This is a genomic window from Streptomyces albofaciens JCM 4342, from assembly GCF_008634025.1.
In the GTDB taxonomy this organism is placed as follows: Bacteria; Actinomycetota; Actinomycetes; order Streptomycetales; family Streptomycetaceae; genus Streptomyces; species Streptomyces albofaciens.
In genome coordinates this window covers 3,178,550-3,200,552 of record NZ_PDCM01000002.1, presented here as the reverse complement: position 1 = coordinate 3,200,552, position 22,003 = coordinate 3,178,550, and the positions used below count along the sequence as shown (strand labels likewise).

21 protein-coding genes and 2 tRNA genes are annotated in these 22,003 nt (G+C 71.7%); 13 read left to right on the top strand and 10 right to left on the bottom strand.

Translation table 11 applies throughout. The features are described from left to right. Window positions 1-99: 99 nt before the first annotated feature. From CP973_RS33800 to CP973_RS33790, 3 genes are read left to right on the top strand one after another with little or no spacing between them, the layout of a single operon-like run. Entirely contained in the window at window positions 100-1,848 is a 1,749-nt protein-coding gene (locus CP973_RS33800) for a TerD family protein (protein ID WP_150247625.1), read from the top strand. Between the two features lie 11 nt (window positions 1,849-1,859). Continuing rightward, the gene (locus CP973_RS33795; protein WP_150247623.1) at window positions 1,860-2,543 is read left to right on the top strand and encodes an AIM24 family protein; all 684 of its coding nucleotides are present in this window, start codon (window positions 1,860-1,862) and stop codon (window positions 2,541-2,543) included. Between the two features lie 21 nt (window positions 2,544-2,564). Further along, window positions 2,565-3,323, top strand: a complete 759-nt coding sequence (locus tag CP973_RS33790) for an AIM24 family protein (RefSeq protein WP_150247621.1) — start codon at window positions 2,565-2,567, stop codon at window positions 3,321-3,323. A gap of 100 nt (window positions 3,324-3,423) precedes the next feature. Here CP973_RS33790 and CP973_RS33785 read toward each other — a convergent pair whose 3' ends face one another. Both CP973_RS33785 and CP973_RS33780 read right to left on the bottom strand, forming a co-directional pair. Continuing rightward, window positions 3,424-3,951, bottom strand: a complete 528-nt coding sequence (locus CP973_RS33785) for an NUDIX hydrolase (protein WP_150247619.1) — start codon at window positions 3,949-3,951, stop codon at window positions 3,424-3,426. Next, window positions 3,948-5,423 carry a zinc-dependent metalloprotease gene (locus tag CP973_RS33780; protein WP_150247617.1) on the bottom strand — a complete coding sequence of 492 codons (1,476 nt, stop codon included), beginning with the start codon at window positions 5,421-5,423 and terminating at the stop codon, window positions 3,948-3,950. The genes CP973_RS33785 and CP973_RS33780 overlap by 4 nt, the downstream gene beginning before the upstream one ends. 191 nt (window positions 5,424-5,614) lie before the next feature. On the opposite strand from CP973_RS33780, the gene CP973_RS33775 reads away from it, so the two are divergent. From CP973_RS33775 to CP973_RS33760, 4 genes are all read left to right on the top strand, one after another. After that, window positions 5,615-6,766, top strand: coding sequence for an SDR family oxidoreductase (locus tag CP973_RS33775; protein ID WP_150247615.1), 1,152 nt, complete (start codon window positions 5,615-5,617; stop codon window positions 6,764-6,766). A gap of 259 nt (window positions 6,767-7,025) precedes the next feature. Then, window positions 7,026-7,487, top strand: a complete 462-nt coding sequence (locus CP973_RS33770; RefSeq protein ID WP_150247613.1) for a molybdenum cofactor biosynthesis protein MoaE — start codon at window positions 7,026-7,028, stop codon at window positions 7,485-7,487. A gap of 161 nt (window positions 7,488-7,648) precedes the next feature. Continuing rightward, window positions 7,649-7,828 (top strand): hypothetical protein, encoded by a 180-nt coding sequence (locus tag CP973_RS33765; protein WP_030662384.1) that lies wholly within the window; start codon window positions 7,649-7,651, stop codon window positions 7,826-7,828. A gap of 152 nt (window positions 7,829-7,980) precedes the next feature. Next, window positions 7,981-9,072, top strand: a complete 1,092-nt coding sequence (locus CP973_RS33760; protein ID WP_150247611.1) for a YlbL family protein — start codon at window positions 7,981-7,983, stop codon at window positions 9,070-9,072. An 84-nt stretch (window positions 9,073-9,156) separates the two neighbouring features. Here CP973_RS33760 and CP973_RS33755 read toward each other — a convergent pair whose 3' ends face one another. Then, window positions 9,157-9,711, bottom strand: a complete 555-nt coding sequence (locus CP973_RS33755) for a PPA1309 family protein (protein WP_150247609.1) — start codon at window positions 9,709-9,711, stop codon at window positions 9,157-9,159. A gap of 136 nt (window positions 9,712-9,847) precedes the next feature. Between CP973_RS33755 and CP973_RS33750 the strand changes: the two genes are divergently transcribed. The 4 genes from CP973_RS33750 (at window position 9,848) to CP973_RS33735 (ending at window position 15,230) form a co-directional block, all read left to right on the top strand. Then, window positions 9,848-12,766 carry a UPF0182 family membrane protein gene (locus CP973_RS33750; RefSeq protein ID WP_150250665.1) on the top strand — a complete coding sequence of 973 codons (2,919 nt, stop codon included), beginning with the start codon at window positions 9,848-9,850 and terminating at the stop codon, window positions 12,764-12,766. A gap of 67 nt (window positions 12,767-12,833) precedes the next feature. Then, window positions 12,834-12,907, top strand: a tRNA-Met gene (locus CP973_RS33745). 241 nt (window positions 12,908-13,148) lie between these two features. Further along, the gene (locus CP973_RS33740) at window positions 13,149-15,014 is read left to right on the top strand and encodes a tetratricopeptide repeat protein (protein ID WP_244410179.1); all 1,866 of its coding nucleotides are present in this window, start codon (window positions 13,149-13,151) and stop codon (window positions 15,012-15,014) included. Between the two features lie 142 nt (window positions 15,015-15,156). Next, window positions 15,157-15,230: transfer RNA gene (locus tag CP973_RS33735), tRNA-Met, on the top strand. Window positions 15,231-15,299: 69 nt separating this feature from the next. Here CP973_RS33735 and CP973_RS33730 read toward each other — a convergent pair. The 3 genes from CP973_RS33730 to CP973_RS33720 form a co-directional block, all read right to left on the bottom strand. Next, the gene (locus tag CP973_RS33730) at window positions 15,300-15,494 is read right to left on the bottom strand and encodes a hypothetical protein (protein ID WP_208853348.1); all 195 of its coding nucleotides are present in this window, start codon (window positions 15,492-15,494) and stop codon (window positions 15,300-15,302) included. A gap of 70 nt (window positions 15,495-15,564) precedes the next feature. Then, the gene (locus CP973_RS33725) at window positions 15,565-16,053 is read right to left on the bottom strand and encodes a hypothetical protein (protein WP_150247603.1); all 489 of its coding nucleotides are present in this window, start codon (window positions 16,051-16,053) and stop codon (window positions 15,565-15,567) included. A gap of 172 nt (window positions 16,054-16,225) precedes the next feature. After that, window positions 16,226-16,645, bottom strand: coding sequence for a Fur family transcriptional regulator (locus CP973_RS33720; protein WP_150247601.1), 420 nt, complete (start codon window positions 16,643-16,645; stop codon window positions 16,226-16,228). 139 nt (window positions 16,646-16,784) lie between these two features. Between CP973_RS33720 and CP973_RS33715 the strand changes: the two genes are divergently transcribed. Continuing rightward, window positions 16,785-18,266 (top strand): catalase, encoded by a 1,482-nt coding sequence (locus tag CP973_RS33715; protein ID WP_030587372.1) that lies wholly within the window; start codon window positions 16,785-16,787, stop codon window positions 18,264-18,266. A gap of 79 nt (window positions 18,267-18,345) precedes the next feature. Here the strand turns inward: CP973_RS33715 and CP973_RS33710 are convergent, their stop codons facing one another. Together CP973_RS33710 and hisN are read right to left on the bottom strand one after the other, a co-directional pair. Then, entirely contained in the window at window positions 18,346-18,783 is a 438-nt protein-coding gene (locus CP973_RS33710; RefSeq protein ID WP_150250662.1) for a CBS domain-containing protein, read from the bottom strand. Between the two features lie 188 nt (window positions 18,784-18,971). Next, window positions 18,972-19,775, bottom strand: coding sequence for a histidinol-phosphatase (gene hisN, locus CP973_RS33705; RefSeq protein ID WP_150247599.1), 804 nt, complete (start codon window positions 19,773-19,775; stop codon window positions 18,972-18,974). 141 nt (window positions 19,776-19,916) lie between these two features. Between hisN and CP973_RS33700 the strand changes: the two genes are divergently transcribed. Continuing rightward, window positions 19,917-20,546, top strand: coding sequence for a TetR/AcrR family transcriptional regulator (locus tag CP973_RS33700; RefSeq protein WP_150247597.1), 630 nt, complete (start codon window positions 19,917-19,919; stop codon window positions 20,544-20,546). A gap of 27 nt (window positions 20,547-20,573) precedes the next feature. On the opposite strand, the gene CP973_RS33695 is transcribed toward CP973_RS33700, so the two are convergent. After that, on the bottom strand, window positions 20,574-20,897 hold the full coding sequence (locus CP973_RS33695) for a DMT family transporter (protein ID WP_150247595.1): 324 nt from the start codon (window positions 20,895-20,897) through the stop codon (window positions 20,574-20,576). A gap of 92 nt (window positions 20,898-20,989) precedes the next feature. Beyond that, window positions 20,990-21,997 carry a ribosome small subunit-dependent GTPase A gene (rsgA, locus tag CP973_RS33690; protein ID WP_150247593.1) on the bottom strand — a complete coding sequence of 336 codons (1,008 nt, stop codon included), beginning with the start codon at window positions 21,995-21,997 and terminating at the stop codon, window positions 20,990-20,992. Window positions 21,998-22,003 lie beyond the last annotated feature (6 nt).

Genomic DNA, 22,003 nt, shown 5'->3' with positions numbered 1-22,003 from the left:
TCGCGCAGCGCCCCGGCATCGCCCGCCGTCAGCGGCAGCGGTTAGCCTGGCGCGACGTGATTCAGAGCGCGGAGCGGGAGCGGGGGACGGTCGTTACGTATGGCCAGGGAATTCCAGCGGGGCCACAAGGCCAGGATCAGTGATCTGACGGCCGGGACGGATCTGTACGTGGGTGTGCGGATCGCGGGTTCCGGCCTGACCTTCGACATCAGCTGCTTCGGACTCGACGCGGACGAGCGGCTCTCCGACGACCGGTACTTCGTCTTCTTCAACCAGCCCGCGTCGCCCGAGGGCGCCATCCAGCAGCTCGGTCCGCAGGCGGGCGACACCGAGTCCTTCCGGGTCACGCTCGACCGGATCCCGCAGCACATCCAGAAGCTCTCCTTCACCGCCACCCTGGACGGCGCGGGCCAGATGTCCCAGGTGGGGCCCGGCTACCTGCGCATCGTCGCCGGCGGCGAGGAGGTCGCCCGTTACGCGTTCGACGGCGGCGAGTTCACCACCGAGCGCGCCGTCATGCTCGGCGACTTCTACCTGAAGGGCGAGTGGCGCTTCGCCGCGGTCGGGCAGGGCTTCGACGGTGGCCTGGAGGCGCTGCTGAAGAACTTCGGCGGTGAGGTCGCCGAGGAGGAGCCCGCGGCCGCGCCCGAGCCCGCGCCGCAGGGCGGTGTGCCGGGCTTCGCGCCGCCCGCCGCGCCCGAGCCCGCGCCGGGCTTCGCGGTCCCGGCGGCGCAGGGGCAGTCCGCCCCGGCACCCGCCGCACCGCAGCCGCCCGCCCCGGCCTTCGGCGCGCCCCCGAGCGCGCCCCAGGGCGCCCCGCAGGGACAGCAGCCTTACGGAGCACCGCAGCCCCCGGCCCCGCCCCAGCCGGAGCCGCAGGCCCAGCCGCCCCAGCCCCCGGCCCCGCCGGTGCACGGCGCCCCGACCATCGCGGCCCCCATGGCGCCGCCCGGCGCACCGACCGGCCACCCGGGCCAGTTCCCGGGCCGGCAGCCGCAGTTCGGCCAGGAGCCGTACCAGCAGGCCCCGCCCGCCCCGTACGGCCAGCCGCCTCAGGCTGCCCCGCAAGCGCCGCCCCAGGCCCCGTACGGCCAGCCGGGCGGCCAGTTCCCCGGCCAGCAGGCCCCGGCCCCGTACGGCGCTCAGCAGGGGCAGCCGTCCCCGTACGGCCAGCCGTCCGCCCAGGGGCCCGGCCTGCGCGTCGTCCTCGACAAGTACCGCGAGGCCCCGACCGGGCAGCGGTGGACCCCGCAGAACGAGAAGCTGATCCGCGCCGACCTCGGCATCGACGGGCAGCCGGTGCTCGCCCGCCAGGGCAGCATGGTCCTCTACCAGGGCAAGGTCGACTTCAGCTACAAGGGCGCCGGCATCCGGGGCCGCATCGTGGGCAACGCCACCGGCCAGGAGATGCAGCTGATGCGCTGCACGGGCCAGGGCCAGGTGTTCTTCGCGGACAACAGCGCCCATGTGCACCCGATCGAGCTCCAGGGCGACGCGATCTGTGTGTCGTCCGAGAGCGTGCTCGCCTTCGACGAGTCGCTCCAGCACGAGGTCCGCCGCATCGAGGGGCACGGCATACCGGGCGGCGCGCTGTTCACCATGCAGTTCCAGGGCACCGGCACGGTCGTGGTCAAGACCCAGGGCACCCCGGTCGTCCTCCCGGTCACCCCGACGACCTTCGCGGACGCCAACGCCATCGTCGCCTGGTCGGCCGCCTCGCAGGTGATCGTCTCCAGCCAGGTGAGCCTGCGCCGCCACGCGTATCCGGGCCACTCCGGCGAGACCGTGAACCTCCAGTTCCGCGGCGCGCCCGGCAATTTCATCGTCGTCCAGCCCTACGAGGTCTGAGGGAGCCCGCCATGTACGAACAGCAAGTCCCGGGCCACGCCCAGGCCGCGCCCGTGGCCCGTATGGAGAACCACGGCAGCGCGATGGTCAAGATCGCCATGCAGAGCGGCCAGGACGTCTTCGCCCGCACCGGCTCGATGGTCGCCTACGAGGGCTTCGTCCAGTACGAGCCGAACCCGCCCGCGGTCCGCCAGATGGCCTCCCAGTGGCTGACCGGCGAGGGCGCGCCCCTGATGAAGTGCTCCGGTGACGGCCTGCTCTACCTCGCCGACTACGGGGCGGACGTGGTCTGCATCAACCTCGACGGGGACGCGCTCTCCGTCAACGGCACCAACCTCCTGGCCTTCGACGCGCATCTCCAGTGGGGCGTGCAGCGCGTCAAGGGCATGGCGAAGTTCGCCGGCCAGGGGCTCTTCAACGTCGGCATCTCGGGCACCGGCTGGGTCGCGCTGACCTCCCGCGGCACCCCGATCGTGGTCGACTGCGGCCGTGGCGAGGACGAGACGTACGTCGACCCCGACGCGCTCGTCGCCTGGTCGGCCAACCTGAAGATGAAGGGCAAGCGCAGCTTCAAGGCGTCCTCGATGATCGGGCGCGGCAGCGGCGAGGCGTACCAGCTCGGCTTCTCCGGCCAGGGCTTCGTCGTCGTACAGCCCAGTGAGGACAGCACCGACCGGCTCCGGGCCCGGGGCTGAGGGGGAGGACGTCAAGCCATCATGCAGAGTCCGCTTTTCGCCTGTACCGAGGCGCAGACCCAGGACCGCTTCGCCCTCCAGAACCCGCAGCTGCTGCGGGTCTCCCTCCAGGGCCACGAGGACCTGCTCGCCCGTAAGGGCACCATGGTCGCCTACCAGGGGTTGCTGGAATTCGACGGGAACCACCAGACGCCGGGCCAGCAGCACGCCCGCGCGATGTCGGGCGAGGGCCTGGACCTGATGCGCGTCTCCGGACAGGGCACGGTCTACCTGGCCAACCTCGCCCAGTACGTCCACATCATGGACGTGGACCACGACGGCCTGACCGTGGACAGCAACTACGTGCTGGCGCTGGACTCCGGCCTTCACTGGGAGGTCATCTCGGTGGACAGCCAGTACGGGATCTCCGGCACCGGCAAGTACCAGCTCAACATCTCCGGCCGCGGCAAGGTCGTCCTGATGACCTCGGGCCAGCCGCTGATGATGCAGGTCACCCCGGACAAGTACGTCAACGCCGACGCCGACGCGGTGGTCGCCTGGTCGGCCTCGCTCCGCGTACAGATGCAGGCGCAGACGCACTCCTCGGGCGTGTGGCGGCGTCGCGGCAACACGGGCGAGGGCTGGGAGCTGAGCTTCCTGGGGCAGGGCTACGCGCTCGTCCAGCCCAGCGAGCTGCTGCCGCCGCAGAACGCCGTCATCGGGTCCGGACTGGCCGCCCAGTTCGGCATGGGCCAGCAGGGCGCCCACGGGCAGAACCAGGGCAACATCTTCACCAACTGAGGCCCACCCCGGCCGCGTGGCCGTAGGCCGGCTGCCGCGTGGTGCCCGCAGGTCGGCTGCCGCGTGCCCCTCGCCCGGGGCGCGCGGCAGCCGAAGCGCTCTACAGCAGCGCGCGCGTACGCTCCACGAGGCGTACGACCGAGTCGTCCGCCACCTCCGCGACCTCGTCGTACGGGAACCAGCGCAGATCCAGCGACTCGTCGCTGATCGCCGCCTCGGCCCCCTCGGGCGCCAGGGCCGCGTACTGCACGTCCAGGTGCCACGCGCACGGCGTCAGATGCCGGTCCAGGCGCACCGGCCCGCCCAGCAGCGTCAGCCCGGACGTGATGCCGGACTCCTCGCGCGCCTCGCGCAGCGCCGCGTCCGCGAGCGTGGCGTCCTCCGGCTCGCAGTGCCCGCCCATCTGGAGCCACATCTTGAGCTTGCGGTGCAGCGTCAGCAGCACCCGCCCGCGCGCCGGGTCGATCACCAGGGCGCTGGCGGTGATGTGCCCGGCCTTGCACGGCTTGCCCATGCCGTCCGGGTGGGCGGCCAGGTGGTCCAGGTAGGCCAGCCGCAGCCGGTCCTGCTCAGGGGACGGCGCGGGCCACTCCTTGAGGACCCGCGCCGCGTCGTCGTGAAGACTCACTTCTCGCCGTCGCCCCCGGGCCTGCCGCCCTCGCCGGAACCGTCCTGACCGGTGCCCTCGTCGGTCTCCTTGGTCAGGTCCGGCTTCGCCGTGCCGCTGCCCGCCGCCTCGCCGAGCATCTTGTCCAGCTCGGAGAAGTCCAGCTGCTCGTGGTGGACGAAGCCGTCCGGGTCGTCCAGGTCGGCGGCCGTCGGGAGCATGTCCGGGTGCTCCCACAGGGCGTCCCGGCCGTCCAGGCCGCGCGCGTCCGTCAGCAGGGCCCACAGCCGCGAGGCGTCCCGCAGGCGCCGCGGACGCAGCTCCAGGCCGATCAGGGTGGCGAAGGTCTGCTCGGCCGGGCCGCCGGTCGCCCGGCGCCGCCGCAGCGTCTCGCGCAGCGCGTCCGCCGAGGGCAGGTGCGGGGAGGCGGCGGCGTGCACCACCGCGTCCACCCAGCCCTCGACGAGGGCCAGCGCGGTCTCCAGGCGGGCCAGCGCCGCCTTCTGCTCCGGGGTGTCCTCGGGCTGGAACATGCCCTGCTGGAGGGCGTTCTGCAGCTCCTCCGGATGCTGCGGGTCGAGCTGGCCGACTACGTCCTCCAGCTTGGTCGTGTCGACCTTGATCCCGCGGGCATAGCCCTCGACCGCGCCGAACAGGTGCGAGCGCAGCCACGGCACATGGGCGAAGAGGCGCTGGTGGGCGGCCTCGCGCAGGGCCAGGTAGAGCCGCACCTCCTCCTCGGGCACGCCGAGGCCGGAGCCGAAGTTGGCGATGTTGCCCGGCAGCAGCGCGGCCTTGCCGGCCGGCCCCAGCGGCAGCCCGACGTCCGTCGAGCCGACGACCTCGCCGGCCAGGACGCCCAGCGCCTGCCCGATCTGCGTACCGAACATCGCGCCGCCCATGGAGCGCATCATGCCGAGCAGCGGGCCCGCCATGGCCTGCATCTCCTCGGGCAGGACGTCGCCCATGGCCGCGCCGACGCGCTCCGCGACCGGGTCCACCAGGTCCTTCCACACCGGCAGGGTCTCCTCGACCCACTCGGCGCGGCTCCAGGACAGCACCGTGCTCGCGCCCGAGGGCAGCGACGTCACGCCGTCCAGCCACAGGTCGGCCAGGCGCACGGCCTCCTCGACGGCCGCCCGCTCACCGGGGGAGACGCTCGCGTCCTTGGTGCCGTCCTCGGCGCCCTGCGCGACCGTCTGGCGCGCGATGTCCTTGGCCATGTCCCAGTTCACCGGACCGCCCTCGTAGGAGAGCATCTGGCCCAGCTTCTGGAAGGCGGCACCGAGGTCGCCAGGGTTCATCTCGCCGCCAGGTCCGCCCATGCCGCCGAAGAGCGCCGCGAACGGATTGTCCGCGCCGCCGCTCCCGCCGCCGAATCCGAACGGGTTCGCGGGGCCCTGGCTACCTCCCTGGCCGCCCTTCTTCTTGCCGTTGTCGCCGTCCTCCGGCTCCTCCGGCGGAAGGCCGAATCCAAATGGGGTGTCACTCACGGGTTTCCTCGGCTCGTAGGGCCGCCGGCCCGGGCCGGCGGCGGCTGCCCGACATTCTCTTCCAGCCTAGACACCCGCCCCGCTTCGGGGCTCGGTGCTCCGCCGTCCCGGCGCCTGCGGCAGGATGGACGCCACCTGGTACGTACGCGTCAGCACGCCTACGCACTGAAGACAACCGCTGGAGACGCCCGGTGAGTTCCCCAGATCCGACCGTTCGCGCAGCGCGAAACGCCGCTGCCGAGACCGAGAGCGCAGGCAGGCAGGCGGACGACGCGCCCGCCCGGCCGCTGCGCCGCCCCGTCGTCGCGGTCACCGGCGCCGCCTCCGGCGTGGGCGCCCTGCTGACCCAGGCGCTGACCGAGTCCGACGAGGTCAAGCGGGTGGTGGCCATCGACGAGCGGCGCGGCGAGGCCGCCGAGGCGCACTGGCACGTCCTGGACGTCCGGGACCCGGCCATCGCCGACAAGCTGCGCGGCGCGGACGTCGTCGTGCACCTGGCCGTCGACCTCGACCTGGAGACCGACGCCGCGGCCCGTACGGCGTACAACGTCCGCGGTACGCAGACGGTCCTCACCGCCGCCGCGGCCGCCGGCGTGCACCGGGTCGTGCTGTGCACCTCCGCCATGGTCTACGGCGCGCTCCCGGACAACGACGTACCGCTGGCCGAGGACGCCGAGCTGCGGGCCACCGCCGACGCCACCGGGGTCGGCGACCTCCTGGAGATCGAGCGCCTGGCGCACCGCGCGCCCCGCGCGCACCCCGGCCTGAACGTCACCGTCCTGCGCCCCACCGTCCTGGTGGGCGGTACGGACACCGCGCTGACCCGCTACTTCGAGTCACCGCGCCTGCTGGTCGTCGCCGGATCCCGCCCCGCCTGGCAGTTCTGCCATGTAGAGGACCTGGTCAGCGCCCTGGTGTACGCCGCGCTGGAGAAGGTCGAGGGCGAGCTGGCGGTGGGCTGCGACGGCTGGCTGGAGCAGGAGGAGGTCGAGGAGCTGTCCGGGATCCGGCGCATGGAGCTGCCCTCCTCCGTGGCGCTCGGCGCCGCCGCCCGGCTGCACCGCATCGGCCTCACGCCGTCACCCGCCGGGGACCTGGCGTACACGATGCACCCGTGGGTCGTCAGCGGCAGCCGGCTGCACGAGGCGGGCTGGCGTCCCCGGTGGACGAATGAGGAGGTGCTGGCCGAGCTGCTGGAGGAGGTCGCGGGCCGGCACACGGTCGCGGGCCGCCGGCTGGGCCGCAAGGACGCCACGGCGGCCGGTGCGGCGGGGGCGACCGTCGCTCTCCTGGGCACCGCCGCCCTGGTCCGCCGCGCCCGCAAGGCCCGCCGCCGCATCTGAGGTCCCGGTCACGGCCGTGGCGCGCCTTCGTGGCCGGCGGTGGCGACGCCCTCGTACGGCCGCGGGAAGGCGCTCGTACGCCCGCGAGGCGGCCGTCGTACGGGGCGGCGGGCGCGGCCTCCGTACGGTCGCGAGGCGGCTTCCCAGGACGTGGGGAACGCGTCCGGCCGCTCGCCTGTAGGAGCCTCCATACCCTCTTCCGCAGGACCGGTGGAACGGCCATGTCCCGCGAGCCCTCCCGGTACGGCACGATGGGGGCATGCCAGGCACGTATGACCACCCCGGTGAGCAGAGCGCGGCGGACCCGATCCGCCTGCTCGCCGTCCGTGACACCCCGCTCTCCCTGGACGAGGTCTTCGCGGCCGTCGGCGACCCGGCGGCCGGCGGGACGGCCCTGTTCGTCGGCACGGTCCGAAACCACGACGGCGGCGCGGACGTGGACGCCCTCGGTTACTCGGCGCATCCGAGCGCCGAGGCCGAACTGCGTCGCGTCGCCGAGAAGGTGGCCGCCGACCATCCGGTGCGCGCCTTGGCCGCGGTGCACCGGGTGGGCGAGCTGGCCGTCGGCGACCTGGCCGTCGTCGTCGCGGTCTCGTGCCCGCACCGCGCGGAGGCGTTCGCGGCCTGCCGGCGGCTGATCGACGACCTCAAGCACGAGGTGCCGATCTGGAAGCACCAGCGCTTTTCGGACGGCACGGAGGAATGGGTGGGTGCCTGCTGACGGCCGGTTCCTGGCGGTGGCTCCCGTTCCGGGCGGTTTTCGGTAAAGCCTTTACGTGCGCTCCAGTTGCGTAACCCGCCCCCTGGCGTAAGCGTTGACCTGGCAGATGGTTAATCTGCTTATTCGTCGTTGCGGTTGTTACAAGGGGTCGGGAGGCCGCTATGGGAGCGCTCCTCTGGTTGCTGATTCCGGTTCTCGCCGCCATCGCCGCCGTCGTGTGGAGCAGTTGGGCATCACGCAACCGCAGGACCGGGGATGTCGCGGAACTGGCAGGGTATGCGCGCTTCCGGGAAGCGATGGAAAAGCCCGAGAAGGCGCATTCCGGTTCCGACGCGGCATGAGCATGACGGAATGACCCGGGGCCCTGGCGGGCGTACGCGGCCGCAAGCGGCCGCCGTGGCTCCGGTTGTCCGCCGCCCCCGCGCGGCCCGGCCCACCCCCGGACGGACGGCCCCGGGGACCGGGTGTCAGAGGCGTCCCGTACTGTCGTTCCATGCCACGCCGCACCGCGACGCTGCTCGCCTCCCTCGTGATGCTGATTGCGCTGATCTGCGCCGGGTTGGTGATCCCCGTCCCGTATTCGGAGATGTATCCGGGGCCCACGACCAACACGCTGGGTGAGGACAAGGGCGAGCCGGTGCTGCAGATCTCCGGCCACAAGACGTATCCCACGACCGGCAACCTGAACATGGTCACGGTCCGCGTCACCGGCGCCGAGTTCCGTATGAACCTCCTCGAAGCGGTCTACGGCTGGCTCAAGCACGACAGCATCGTGGTGCCCCACAAGATCCTCTACCCGGAGGGCCAGACGGCCGAGGAGTCCGACCAGCAGAACGCCGAGGAGTTCACCCAGTCCCTGGAGAGCGCCAAGGTCGCGGCGTTCAGGCAGCTGAAGATCCCGGTCGGTTCCCAGACGGTCGTGGCGTCCGTCGTCAAGAACGCCCCCGCGGACGGCAAGCTGCACGCCGGTGACGTGATCAAGGCCGTGGACGGTACGGAGATCAAGGCCAACGCGGACGTCGCCAAGCTGGTGACCCGGCACAAGCCGGGCGAGCGGGCCGTCTTCACGGTCATTCCGGCCAAGGAGGCGGCCGCGGCCCAGAAGAAGGGCAAGAAGCCCGAGGGCCCCACCAAGGACATCGCCGTCACCACCACGAAGGCGAAGGACGGCCGGTCCATAGTCGGGATCCAGGCCGGCATCGACTACACGTTCCCGTTCAACGTGGACATCAAGCTGGCCGACGTCAGCGGGCCCAGCGCCGGGCTGATGTTCGCCCTCGGGATCATCGACAAGCTCACGCCCGAGGACCTCACGGGCGGAAAGTTCGTGGCGGGTACGGGCACGATCGACGCCGACGGCAAGGTCGGCCCGATCGGCGGCATCGCGATGAAGGTCGTCGGCGCGCGCAACAAGGGCGCCGAGTACTTCCTCACCCCCAAGGACAACTGCTCGGCCGTGGTCGACGACCACCCGGACGGCCTCCGCCTGGTCAAGGTGGACACCATCCGCGACGCGCTGTCGTCCCTGGAGAAGATCCGCAAGGGCGACACGGCGAGCCTGCCGAGCTGCCCCGCGAACAAGTAGCCGGCCCGGTCGCACGGCCGGCCCGGTCACGGCACGGCCGCGGGCCGGGGCCGGGCGGCGGGCCCGGCCCCGGACGGCCCCGTGTCAGCTCTCGAAGGTCGCGGCCAGCGCGTCCGCCAGGCCGGGCACCAACTGCGAGCCGGTCAGCACCTCGGACGTGGAGTCCTTCTCGCGCAGCCGCAGTGCCGACTCGCGCTCGCCGTCGCGCAGCACCGCCACCGTCATCCGCACCTCCTGGCGGTCCGGGTGGTCGGCGACCCACTTCGCGAGCTGGGCCTCGTCCATGCCCGCCGGCACGGAGTCCTCGGCGGACGGCGGCAGCATCAGCCGCTCCACCGTCATCGCGCAGCCGGCCACCGCCTCCGGCCAGCCGATGGTGGCCAGGAACTCGTCCAGCGGCACACCGGCCGGGATCTCGTCCTGCTCGACCGGGGTCAGCGAGGCGGTGGTGGTGGCGTCGATGCCGAGCTGTTCGGCGAGCGAGGGTTCCTGGTCGCGGAGCCGGGCGGTGTCCACGAGGGCGAAGAGACGGGCGGGCTGGTCCCAGCCGAGCCCGGCGGCGTACTCGTCGATTTCGAGTACGGCACGGGTCAGCGGGCTGGCGGCGAGGGGGGTGCCGTCGACGGGAAGGTTGTCCATGCCCAATATCGTGCCTTGCGGACCCCGGAAATCGGGAACCGAGTAAAGCCTTAGTAAGTTGCAACAGTGGGTCCTACTATCGCCGGGCCTGCTCAACACGACAGCGAACTTCGAGGTGCGCACCTTGGCTTTCCAGATGCCGGACCGCGGCGGAGGCCCGACAGGGCCACGGATCAGAGTCGGCCGACCGTCCCGGCGGGTCCGGACCCTGTTCATGACACTGGGCGTGCTGGCCGTGCTGGCCATGCTCTTCGTCATGTTCTCCGGGTTCTGGACCGACTGGCTCTGGTACCGGTCGGTCGATTACTCCTCGGTCTTCACCACCACCCTGTGGACGAAGATCGGACTGTTCTTCGCCTTCGGCTTCCTGATGGCCGCCGCGGTCGGCGTCAACATCTGGCTGGCGCACCGCCTGCGGCCGCCGCTCAGCGCGATGTCCATGGAGCAGCAGAGCCTGGACCGCTACCGCATGGGCATCGCGCCCTACAAGAAGTGGGCGCTGGTCGCGGTCACCGCCGTGGTGGGCCTGATCGCCGGCGCGTCGGCCTCAGGCCAGTGGCGTACGTGGCTCCAGTGGGTGAACGGCGTGCCGTTCGGCCAGAAGGACCCCCAGTTCGGCCAGGACGTCTCGTTCTACGCCTTCGACCTGCCCTGGTACCGCTTCCTGCTCAGCTTCGGCTTCGCCTGCGCGGTGCTATGCCTGATCGCCGCGGCGCTGACCCACTATCTGTACGGCGGGCTGCGCCTGACGAGCCCCGGCTCGCGCGCGACGGGCGCCGCCACCGGTCACCTGTCCGTGGTGCTCGGCATCTTCGTCTCGCTGAAGGCCGTCGCGTACTGGCTCGACCGGTACGGCCTGGCGGTCAAGTCCAGCGGCCTGAAGTCCGCCGACGGCTGGACCGGCCTGCGCTATGTGGACGCCAACGCCTACCTCCCGGCGAAGACGATCCTGTTCTTCATCGCGGCGATCTGCGCGGTGCTCTTCTTCGCGACGCTGTGGCGGCGCACCTGGCAGCTGCCGGTCATCGGCTTCGGCCTGATGGTGCTCTCCGCGGTCCTCATCGGCGGTCTGTATCCGGCCATCGTGCAGAAGTTCCAGGTCCAGCCGAACGAGCAGGCCAAGGAAGCGCCGTACATCAAGCAGAACATCAAGGCGACCCGCGACGCGTATGACATCAACGGTGTCGACGTACAGGGCTACGACGGCAACTACAAGCCGAAGGACGACGCGGACCGCCAGAAGCTGCGGGACGCCGCCGACACCACGGCGAGCGTGCGCCTGCTGGACCCGAACGTGGTCTCCCCGTCCTTCCAGCAGCGCCAGCAGGTCCGCAGCTACTACCAGTTCCCGTCCACCCTCGACGTCGACCGCTACAAGGACAAGGACGGCAAGGACCAGGACACCGTCATCGGTCTGCGCGAGCTGAACCTGAACGGCGTCTCCGAGCGGAACTGGATCAACGACCACTTCAAGTACACCCACGGGTTCGGCGCGGTGGCGGCCAAGGGCACCACGTTCGCCGAGGGCGGCGAGCCGGCCTACACCGAGAGCGAGCTTCCCTCGAAGGGCCAGTTCGGGCCCTACGAGCAGCGCGTCTACTACGGCGAGAAGACCACCCAGTACTCGATCGTGGGCGGGCCGCAGAAGGAGCTGGACTACTCCTCCGACAAGAGCGGCGAGAAGAGCTACAGCTACACGGGCAAGAGCGGGGTGAACCTCGCCAACCCGGTCAACCGCGCCGCCTACGCGGTCGCGTTCGGCGAGCCGCAGATCCTCTACTCGGGCGCCATCGGCGAGGGCTCGCGGATCCTGTACAACCGTACGCCCAAGGAGCGCGTGGAGGCGGTCGCCCCCTGGCTGACCATCGACGGCGACGCCTACCCGGCGGTCATCGACGGCCGGATCAAGTGGATCGTGGACGCCTACACGACGAGCAACGGCTATCCGTACGCCTCGCGCACCACGCTCGGCGACACCACCGCCGACTCGCTCACCGACGGTCAGCGGGCGGTCGTGGCCCAGCAGAACCAGGTCAACTACATCCGCAACTCGGTCAAGGCAACGGTCGACGCCTACGACGGTTCGGTCAAGCTCTACCAGTGGGACACCAAGGACCCGGTCCTGAAGACCTGGATGAAGTCCTTCCCCGGGACGGTCGAGAAGAAGAGCGCCATCAGCAAGTCCCTGATGGAGCACATGCGCTACCCGCAGGACCTCTTCAAGGTGCAGCGCCAGCTGCTGACGACGTACCACGTCACCGACCCGAACACCTTCTACACGGGCAGCGAGCGCTGGCAGGTCCCGAACGACCCGACGAACAAGTCGGGCAACTCGGTGCCGCCGTACTACCAGAGCCTGAAGATGCCCGACCAGAAGGCCCAGACCTTCGCGCTGACCACGACGTTCACGCCCAACAAGCGGGACAATCTGGGCGCGTTCATGGCCGTCGACGCCAACGCCACCAGCGCCGACTACGGCAAGATCAGAGTGCTGAAACTGCCGTCGCAGACGCCGGTGCCGGGACCGCAGCAGGTCCAGTCGAAGTTCAACTCCGATCCGAAGATCGCCAATGAGCTGAACATCCTGAAGAAGCTCGGCGACTCCGAGATCGAGTACGGCAACCTGCTCACGGTCCCGATGAACGGCGGCCTGCTGTACGTCGAACCGGTCTATCTGCGCGGCGCGGGCACCAACTACCCGCTGCTGAAGAAGGTGCTGGTCAGCTACGGCGAGAACGACCCCGTGCTGGGCAACAACCTGGCCGAGGCGCTGGACGTCGTCTTCGGCAAGAAGCCGCCGGGCTCCGGCAACCAGAACCCGCCGGGCGGCGGTGACACGGGTCAGCGGCCGCCGGCCGACCAGACGGTCCAACAGGCCCTCGACGACGCCGTGAAGGCGTACGAGGAAGGCGAGAAGGCCCGCAGGGACGGCGACTGGGGCGGCTACGGCGAGGCCCAGAAGAAGCTGAAGGCGGCCCTGGACCGGGCGGCCGAGGCGGAGAAGAAGGCGCAGAAGGGCGGCGCCGGCAAGAACGGCGACGCCAACGGCGGCTGACGCACCGGCCCGGCCCCTCGTGGGCCGGGCACCACCTCCGTGCCGTGGTACCGTGGAGGCACAACGGCGCGGGGTGGAGCAGCTCGGTAGCTCGCTGGGCTCATAACCCAGAGGTCGCAGGTTCAAATCCTGTCCCCGCTACTGGAAACGAAGGCCCGGATCCTTGGGATCCGGGCCTTCGTCGTGTGTGGGGCGGCACCCGGCGGGCGCTCCGGGTGACACCCCGGGCGACACGCCCGGAGGGTCGCGCCGTCTTCAGGTGTGAACGGAACTGGAGGGAACGGAGTTTGGCATGTCTCTGTGTCGGGAAGTCGACAAAACGCTGTAGTGACCTCACTGGGTGCGGTATACCAGGTGTACGCGGGTTGCGGGTGGTGCGACGATGGCCCTCATGGGGGACAAGGCAAGGTTGTTGGAGACAGGCCGGTTTGTGCACGCGCCCGACGACGGGCGCGAATCCGGGACGCCGGACGGACGGGAGACCGTGCTTCCGGACCAGCGTGACGACCAGTTGCCGCTCGACGCCATCGAGGCCGACGCCCCGGCCGAGGCGTCCGAAGCCGTGATCGAAGCGAACCACCGCCGGGCCGCCGACGCCGGCGACACCGGAGCCATGAGCGTGCTGGGCGCGCTGCTGCTGCGCCGCGGCGACCTGGACGGCGCCGAACCGTACCTGCGCTCCGCCACCGCGGCGGGCGACCGCGCCGCCGCCAACAACCTGGGCGTACTCCTGCACCAGCGGGGCTACGCGGACGAGGCGGCGGGCTGGTGGCGCATCGCGGCCGTCGCCGGGTCCGCCGCGGCGGCGCACGCGCTGGGCCGCTACTACCGCGAGCGCGGCGACGAGCCCGCCGCCGAGTACTGGCTGCGCCAGTCCGCCGAGTCGGGCCACTGCCTGGGCGCGTACGCCCTCGCCGACCTCCTGGAGCACCGCGGCGACGTGGGCGCCGAGCGCTGGTTCCGGGCCGCCGCCGAGCGCGGCCACCGCGAGGCCGCGTACCGCCTGGCGCGCCTCCTGGAGGGCCGCGCGCAGGCCGTGGGCGGGCGCGACGCCGCCGTAGAGGCCGAGGCCGAGCAGTGGTTCCGCCAGGCCGCGGCCCGCGGGCACCGCCGCGCCGCCCTGCACTTGGGCACGCTCCTGGAGGAGCGCGGGGACACCCAGGAGGCCGGCCGCTGGTACCTGACCGCCGCCAAGGGCGGGGAGGCGCGGGCCGCCTGCGCGCTGGGCTTCCTGCTGCGCGACGCGGGCGACGAGGAGAGCGCCGCCGAGTGGTGGCGCCGCGCCGCCCAGGACGGCGACGGCAACGCCGCCAACGCGCTGGGCGCGCTGCACGCCGACCGCGGCGAGACCCAGACCGCCGAGCGCTGGTACCGCGCCGCGCTCGACGCCGGCGATGTGAACGGCGCGTACAACATCGGTCTGCTCTGCGCCGAGCAGGGCCGGGACGGCCGCGGCGAGCAGTGGTACCGCCGCGCCGCCTACGCCGGGCACCGCGAGGCCGCCAACGCGCTCGCCATCATGCTGCTCCAGCGCGGCGACTCGGCCGGCGCCGAGCCGTGGTTCTCCAAGGCCGCCGAGGCGGGCAGCGTGGACGCCGCCTTCAACCTCGGCATCCTGTACGCGGAGCGCGGCGCGGAGCGGATGGCGCACGAGTGGTACGAGCGCGCCGCGGCGGCCGGCCACACCGAGGCCGCCCTCCAGGTCGCCATCGTCCAACTGCGCGAAGGCGACACGGAGGCCGCCGAGCGGAACCTGCGCTGCGCGGCGGAGGGCGGCAGCGCCGAGGCCGCGTTCCGCCTCGCCGACCTGCTGGACCGCCGGGACGGCGGCGCGGTCGAGCGGCGGCGGAACGACGAGTGCACCCGGTGGTACGAACACGCCGCGCACCAGGGGCACCGGCGCGCCCAGGTCCGGGTCGGCATGTTCGCGGCGGCGCGGGGCGACGTGGTCGAGGCCGCCCGCTGGTACCGCGCGGCGGCCGAGGCGGGCAGCCGCAACGGCGCCTTCAACCTCGGCCTGCTCCTCGCGCGCGAGGGCAGCCTGCCCGAGGCCAAGCTGTGGTGGACCCGCGCGGCCGAGGACGGCCACGGGCGCGCCGCCCTGCGCCTGGCCCTGCTCGCCGCCCGGCGCGGCGCGCTCGCCGAGGGGCACCAGTGGTGCCGGCGGGCGGTGGAGCTGGGACCGCCGGAGGTGGCGGAGCGCGCGGCACGGCTGCGCGAGGCGCTTCAGGAGGAGCTGACCGCGTAGGGCCGGACGTACGGGGGCGCACGCCGGGCGCCCCCGTACGGCGCGATCCGTCCGGCCGCCCCTGCCGACACCTTCGGCCCTGGCGCGACGGACAGTGATTTGCGCTGGTCGGTGCGGTGTGGGTACAGTAGACACACAACGGCGCGGGGTGGAGCAGCTCGGTAGCTCGCTGGGCTCATAACCCAGAGGTCGCAGGTTCAAATCCTGTCCCCGCTACTGAAGACGAAGGCCCGGATCCTCAGGATCCGGGCCTTCGTCATGGTGCGGCGCGGTGCCCGGGCGTTGTCACTCGCCGCGGCGTTCGCCCTTCGGGCCCCGGCCACGCTCGGTGCGCGGACCCCTGCTGCGCAGGCCCTCGTCGTCCTGGAGGGTCTCATTGGCCTCCTGGTTGGCCTGCTGATCGTTGATTCCGCTGTTCTCGGCGTCCTTGCGGAGCCGGGCGCGGCGCTTGTCGTAGTCCTTGCTGCCGGGCTCGGGCACGGTGACCACCTCCTGGACGCTGGGTGCCCTGGCAATCCTGGCGAAAACGCCAACAAGGGGACGCGCTGCGTCACTGCCCCCGCGGTTTGACCTCGTAGCGCTGCCCCAGATCCGGGTCCTCGACCCCTTGCAGCTCGCTGGCCACCCGGAACTTGTCGACCAGGTCGTGCACCAGGAGGCGGGTCTCCTCGGGCTCTCTCCCGGAGCGCCGCGCGATGTCCTGGAGGTACACGCCGTCGCCGCCGTGTTCCGCCTGTGCCTCGGTGAGTGCCCGGAGGGTCTCCTCGTGGGCCGAGGTGTAGCGCCCGCCGTCCCCGTGCGAGGGCAGCGGCGCGGCGCGCTCGGGAGGCGGGAGCGTCGGCTCGTGCGGCTCGTCCTGCTTGCCGCGGTGCCGCGTGGCGATCCGCTCTTCGTGCGCCGCCTTCTCCGGCTCGCGCGTGCGCTGCTTGGAGGCGCCGGTGGTCGCCTGCCGGGCGCTGGGGGCCTCGCCGGCCGCGCGGGCCTCACGGGCCGCCGCACGGCGCTGGTCCTCGTCGCCTTCGACCTTCTTGCGCACCATCAGTACGGTCCCTTCCTGGTCGGGATACGGCTCCGGGCCGGGTACCCGAGGTGCGGGACGTAATCCCCGGTGCCGGTGGTACGGAAGGCACGCACGCCGAAGAGCCCGCGCCGTCCCGGGCGGGCTCTTCTGCGGTCGGCGCGGCGGCGCGGGGCGCGGCCGTCGCCGGGGCTCAGCTGTGCGAGTGGCAGTTCGGGCAGATGCCGCGGTAGGTCACCGACACCTCGGAGACCTGGAAGCCGAAGCGTTCCGGCACCGGGAGCGCGGCGAGCGGGTCGCTGTCCAGGTGCACGTCCCTTATCGTCCCGCACCGCGAGCACACCAGGTGCTGGTGGTCGTGGTGGGCGTTGGGGTCGTACCGCTTGGCGCGGCCGTCCGTGCTGACCTCCAGCACCTCGCCGAGCGAGACCAGCTCGCCCAGCGTGTTGTAGACGGTCGCGCGCGAGATCTCCGGCAGGCGCTCGGTCGCCTTCGCGTGCACCTCGTCGGCGGTGTAGTGGACGTGGTCCCCGTCGAGGACCTCGGCGACGACGCGTCGCTGCGCGGTCAGCCGCCAGCCGCGTTCCCGGAGCCGTTCCAGCAGGTCACTCATGCCAATCACCTATCAGTCAGATAAGGCCAAGGGTAGCAGTGGTCCGTCCATCACCGGATTCGGTACGAGTTTCGGGATCATCTTGACTTAGACAATGTCCAATGTAGGATTCGTTACGGCGCAAGCCAAGGGCAGGTTCATGACTCAGGAGGCGCACGTGTCGGTACAGAGCAGCACCGGACCGCTGACCACGGAGGCCGGGGCACCGGTCGCGGACAACCAGAACAGCGAGACGGCCGGCGTCGGCGGCCCCGGACTCATCCAGGACCAGCTCCTGATCGAGAAGCTCGCGCACTTCAACCGTGAGCGCATCCCGGAGCGCGTGGTGCACGCCCGCGGCGCCGGCGCGTACGGCACCTTCACGGCCACCGCCGACATGTCGCGCTACACCCGCGCCAAGTTCCTCTCCGAGGCCGGCAAGCAGACCGAGACCTTCCTGCGGTTCTCCACGGTCGCCGGCAACCTCGGCTCCGCCGACGCGGTGCGCGACCCGCGCGGTTTCGCGCTGAAGTTCTACACCGAAGAGGGCAACTACGACCTCGTCGGCAACAACACCCCGGTGTTCTTCATCAAGGACGCCATCAAGTTCCCCGACTTCATCCACACCCAGAAGCGCGACCCCTACACCGGCTCCCAGGAGGCGGACAACGTCTGGGACTTCTGGGGCCTGTCGCCCGAGTCCACCCACCAGGTGACCTGGCTGTTCGGCGACCGCGGCATCCCGGCCTCGTACCGCCACATGGACGGCTTCGGCTCGCACACCTACCAGTGGAACAACGAGGCCGGCGAGGTCTTCTGGGTCAAGTACCACTTCAAGACCGACCAGGGCATCAAGAACCTCACCGCGGCCGAGGCCGCCAAGCTCGCCGGTGAGGACCCGGACAGCCACCAGCGCGACCTGCGCGAGGCGATCGAGCGCGGCGAGTTCCCGAGCTGGACCGTCCAGGTGCAGATCATGCCGGCCGCCGAGGCGGCGACGTACCGCTTCAACCCGTTCGACCTGACCAAGGTCTGGCCGCACGCGGACTACCCGCCGATCGAGATCGGCAAGCTGGAGCTCAACCGCAACCCGGAGAACATCTTCGCCGAGGTCGAGCAGTCGATCTTCTCCCCGCACCACTTCGTGCCGGGCATCGGCCCCTCGCCCGACAAGATGCTCCAGGGCCGGCTGTTCGCGTACGCCGACGCCCACCGGTACCGCGTCGGCATCAACGCCGACCACCTGCCGGTCAACCGCCCGCACGCCACCGAGGCCCGCTCGCACAGCCGCGACGGCTACCTCTACGACGGCCGCCACGGCCGCGCGAAGAACTACGAGCCGAACAGCTTCGGCGGCCCGGTGCAGACCGACCGCCCGCTGTGGCAGCCGATCGCGGTGTCCGGGACGACCGGCGAGGAGCCCGCGCCCTCGCACGCCGAGGACAACGACTTCGTGCAGGCCGGCAACCTGTACCGCCTGATGACGGAAGAGGAGAAGGAGCGCCTGATCGACAATCTGGCGGGCTTCATCTCGAAGGTCTCGCGCGACGACATCGCCCAGCGCGCGATCGAGAACTTCCGCAAGGCGGACCCCGACTACGGCAAGCGGCTGGAGGCCGCGGTCCAGGCCCTGCGCGGCTGACCCATCCCTTGCCGTAACACCGAAGAGGCCGGACGCCAATGGGCTCCGGCCTCTTCGCGTACGCGTGGCGCGGGTGCGCTCACGCCGGTACGGCGTCGGCCCGCCCCGCGCGCCGTTCCGGGCCCACGCGCTGCTCCGGGACCGTGGTGCGGCACCGGATGATGTCGCGGACCGACACGATCCCCACCGGCTCCGGCTCCGGGCCGTCGAGCACGATGAGGTGGCGGAAGCCGCCGTGCACCATGGCGCAGGCGGCCTCGTCGAGCGTCCACCCGGGCGCGGCGAAGACCACGTCCGAGGTCGTATGGGCCTGCGCGGTCTCCCGGTCCGGGTCCTCGCCCGCGCCCAGGGAGTTGAGGATGTCGCGCTCGGTGAGGATGCCGAGCCCGCTGGTGTCGGTGTCGAGGACGACGGCCGCGCCGACACGGCGGGCCGACATCAGACGGGCCGCCTGGCGCAGTGTGTGGGCGGGCCCGATGGTGAGGACCACCGTGCTCATGGCGTTGCGCACGTACATGGGCATGGGATGGAGCCACCTCCTTGAGGCTTGCGAGGGCACCTTGCGAAGGATTTCACAAGTTCACAAGCTTCGGTGTTCTCATGTTCACATGCGCCCGGGAAGGCAACAAGGGGCGCGGAACGGACGATCACCGTTTCCACGCCCCCGGGTGCGGGCTCGTACGCGCGTACGGCCCGGACGGTGCCTCAGCGGCGCCCGTCACCGATGTAGTTGAGCAGCTCCTCGTGCAGCAGGCCGTTCGAGGCCGCGGCGTTGCCGCTGTGGGGGCCCGGCACGCCGTCCAGCCCGGTGAACCGGCCGCCCGCCTCCTGCACCACGACGGCGCAGGCCGCCATGTCCCACAGCGACAGCTCCGGCTCCGCGCACATGTCCACCGAGCCCTCGGCGACCATCATGTACGGCCAGAAGTCGCCGTAGCCGCGGGTGCGCCAGCAGTCCCGGGACAGCTCCAGGAAGCCCGGGAGGCGGCCCTGCTCCTCCCAGCCGGTGAGCGAGGAGTACGCGAACGACGCGTCCTGGACGCGGCCCACCTGCGACACCTGGAGGCGGCTCGCGGAGGTCAGGCTGCGGCCCGTGTACGCGCCCAGGCCCTCCGCCGCCCACCAGCGGCGGTTGAGCGCGGGCGCGGAGACGACGCCGACCACCGGCCGGTCGCCGCCCTCGCCGCGCTCCATCAGGGCGATGAGCGTGGCCCAGACCGGTACCCCGCGCACATAGTTCTTCGTACCGTCGATGGGGTCGACGATCCAGCGGCGCGGGCCGGAGCCCTCGCTGCCGAACTCCTCGCCCAGAACGGCGTCCCGCGGGCGGGCGCGCTGCAGATGACCACGGATCAGTTCCTCGGCCGCCTTGTCGGCCTCGCTCACCGGAGTCATGTCCGGTTTGGTCTCGACCTTGAGGTCGAGTGCCTTGAACCGCTCCATGGTCGCGGCGTCGGCGGCGTCCGCCAGGACGTGGCCGAGGCGGAGGTCATCGTGATAGTCGGGCATGTGCGAACAGTATCGATTGGTATACGGGACGAGCCACATGACCACGGTTCCCCGGCGCGTACGGACCCTTGACAGCCCCTGGTGGTGAGTCAATCCTGTGCGCACACCGGCCATCTGGGCCGGGCGGCCTGGGAGGCGACGATGCCTACAGCGCGTGAGTCCCTGCTGGACGCCGCCTACGCGGCGCTCGCGGCCAGGCCGTGGGCAGGCGTCCGGATGGTCGATGTCGCGGCCGAGGCCGGGGTGTCCCGGCAGACCCTCTACAACGAGTTCGGCAGCAAGGAAGGGCTGGCGCGGGCCCTGGTGCGCCGGGAGACGGAGGGCTATCTCGCCGGGGTGACCCGGGCCCTGGAGGAACCGGGGCCGGCGGCGGGCGGCGGCGTGGAAGGACGGGTCGTGGCGGCGGCCGCGTGGACCGTACGGGCCGCGCGGACCAATCCGCTGATACGGGCCGCGCTGACGGGCTGCTGGAGCGAGCGCCTGCCCACGCCGGCGGGTGGGGTGCCGGACCGGCGCGGGGTGCGCTCCGGGGGCGCGGGGGCGCACATGGACGGGCCGCCACCGGGCCCGACGGAGCTGGTGGGCCGCTTCTGCGACCGCGCGATGGCCGCGCTGGAGGCCGACTGGCCCAAGGAGGACCTCCCCGAACTGGGCACCGCCTGCGCGACGGCGGCCCGCCTCACCCTGTCGTACGTCGTGGCCCCCGCCGAACCGGAAGACCTGACCCGCCAGCTCCACACCGCGTTCGCGCACGCCGCGCACCGCCCGTGAGCCGTGCGGACGCGGTCGCGCCTAGCGCTAGTGCGCCGACCCCGACAACTGCAGCCCGATGACCCCTATGATCACCAGCGAGATCGAGACGATCTTGAGGACCGAGGTGATGTCGCCGAGGAAGACCATGCCGTAGACGGCGGTGCCGGCGGCGCCGATGCCGGTCCACACCGCGTAGGCCGGACCGACGTCGAGCTTCTTCAGCGAGAGGGTCAGCAGGCCGAAGCTGCCGAGCGCGAAGCAGGCGAAGGCGATGGTGGGCCAGAGCCGGGTGAAACCGTGGGAGAGCTTCAGGCAGACCGCAAACCCCGTCTCCAGGAGCCCTGCCACCACGACGAGCAGCCACGCCATGTCCATTGCCTCCGTTACGGTCCGTGACCGCTTCGCCAGCCTTGGTGTGATTATGCATTTAACCTCGGCGCTGGGGCAGCAAACTTGAGCGATCAGTCCCCTTCGCGTCGCTCGCGGGTGGCCAGCAGCCGGCGCAGCGAGTACAGGCGCGCCGGGTCCGCGTGGCCGTCGGCGACCCACTGGTCCAGGGCGCAGTCGGGCTCGTCGTGGCTGCACGCGCGCGGGCAGTCGGCGGTGCCGGGCACCAGGTCGGGGAAGGCGAGGACGACCCGGGACGGGTCCACGTGGTGCAGGCCGAAGGAGCGCACGCCCGGGGTGTCGATGACCCAGCCCGAGTCGTCGGGCAGGGGGAGCGCGAGGGCGGAGGTCGTGGTGTGCCGGCCGCGTCCGGTCACCGCGTTGACGTGCCCGGTGGCCCGCTTGCGGTCCGGCACCAGCGCGTTGACGAGGGTGGTCTTCCCGACGCCGGAGTGCCCCACGAAGGCGGTCATGTGCCCGCGCAGCCGCTCGCGCACCCGCTCGGCGGCGGTGCCGTCGGTCAGTTCGACGCGGTTGGTGACGACGTACGGGACGCCGATCGTGCCGTACGACTCCAGGAGCGAGTCGGGGGAGGCCAGGTCGGACTTGGTGAGGACCAGCAGCGGGTCGAGCCCGGCGTCGTACGCGGCGACCAGGCAGCGGTCGATCAGCCGCGGCCGCGGCTCCGGGTCGGCCAGCGCGGTGACGATCGCGAGTTGGTCGGCGTTGGCGACGACCACCCGCTCGAACGGGTCGTCGTCGTCCGCCGTGCGCCGCAGGGTGGAACTGCGCGGCTCGACCCGGACGATCCGCGCGAGGGTGTCCTTGGCGCCGGACAGGTCGCCGACGACCGCGACCCGGTCGCCGACCACGACGGACTTGCGGCCCAGTTCGCGGGCCTTCATCGCGATGACCGTGCGGTCCTCGATCAGGCAGGTGATCCGGCCGCGGTCGACGGTCAGGACCAGGCCCTCGCTGGCGTCCTCGTGCTTGGGGCGGATGTTCGTACGGGGGCGGTTGCCCTTGCGGTTGGGACGGACGCGGACGTCGTCCTCGTCGGGGTTCTTGCCGTAGCGGCGCATGGTCGT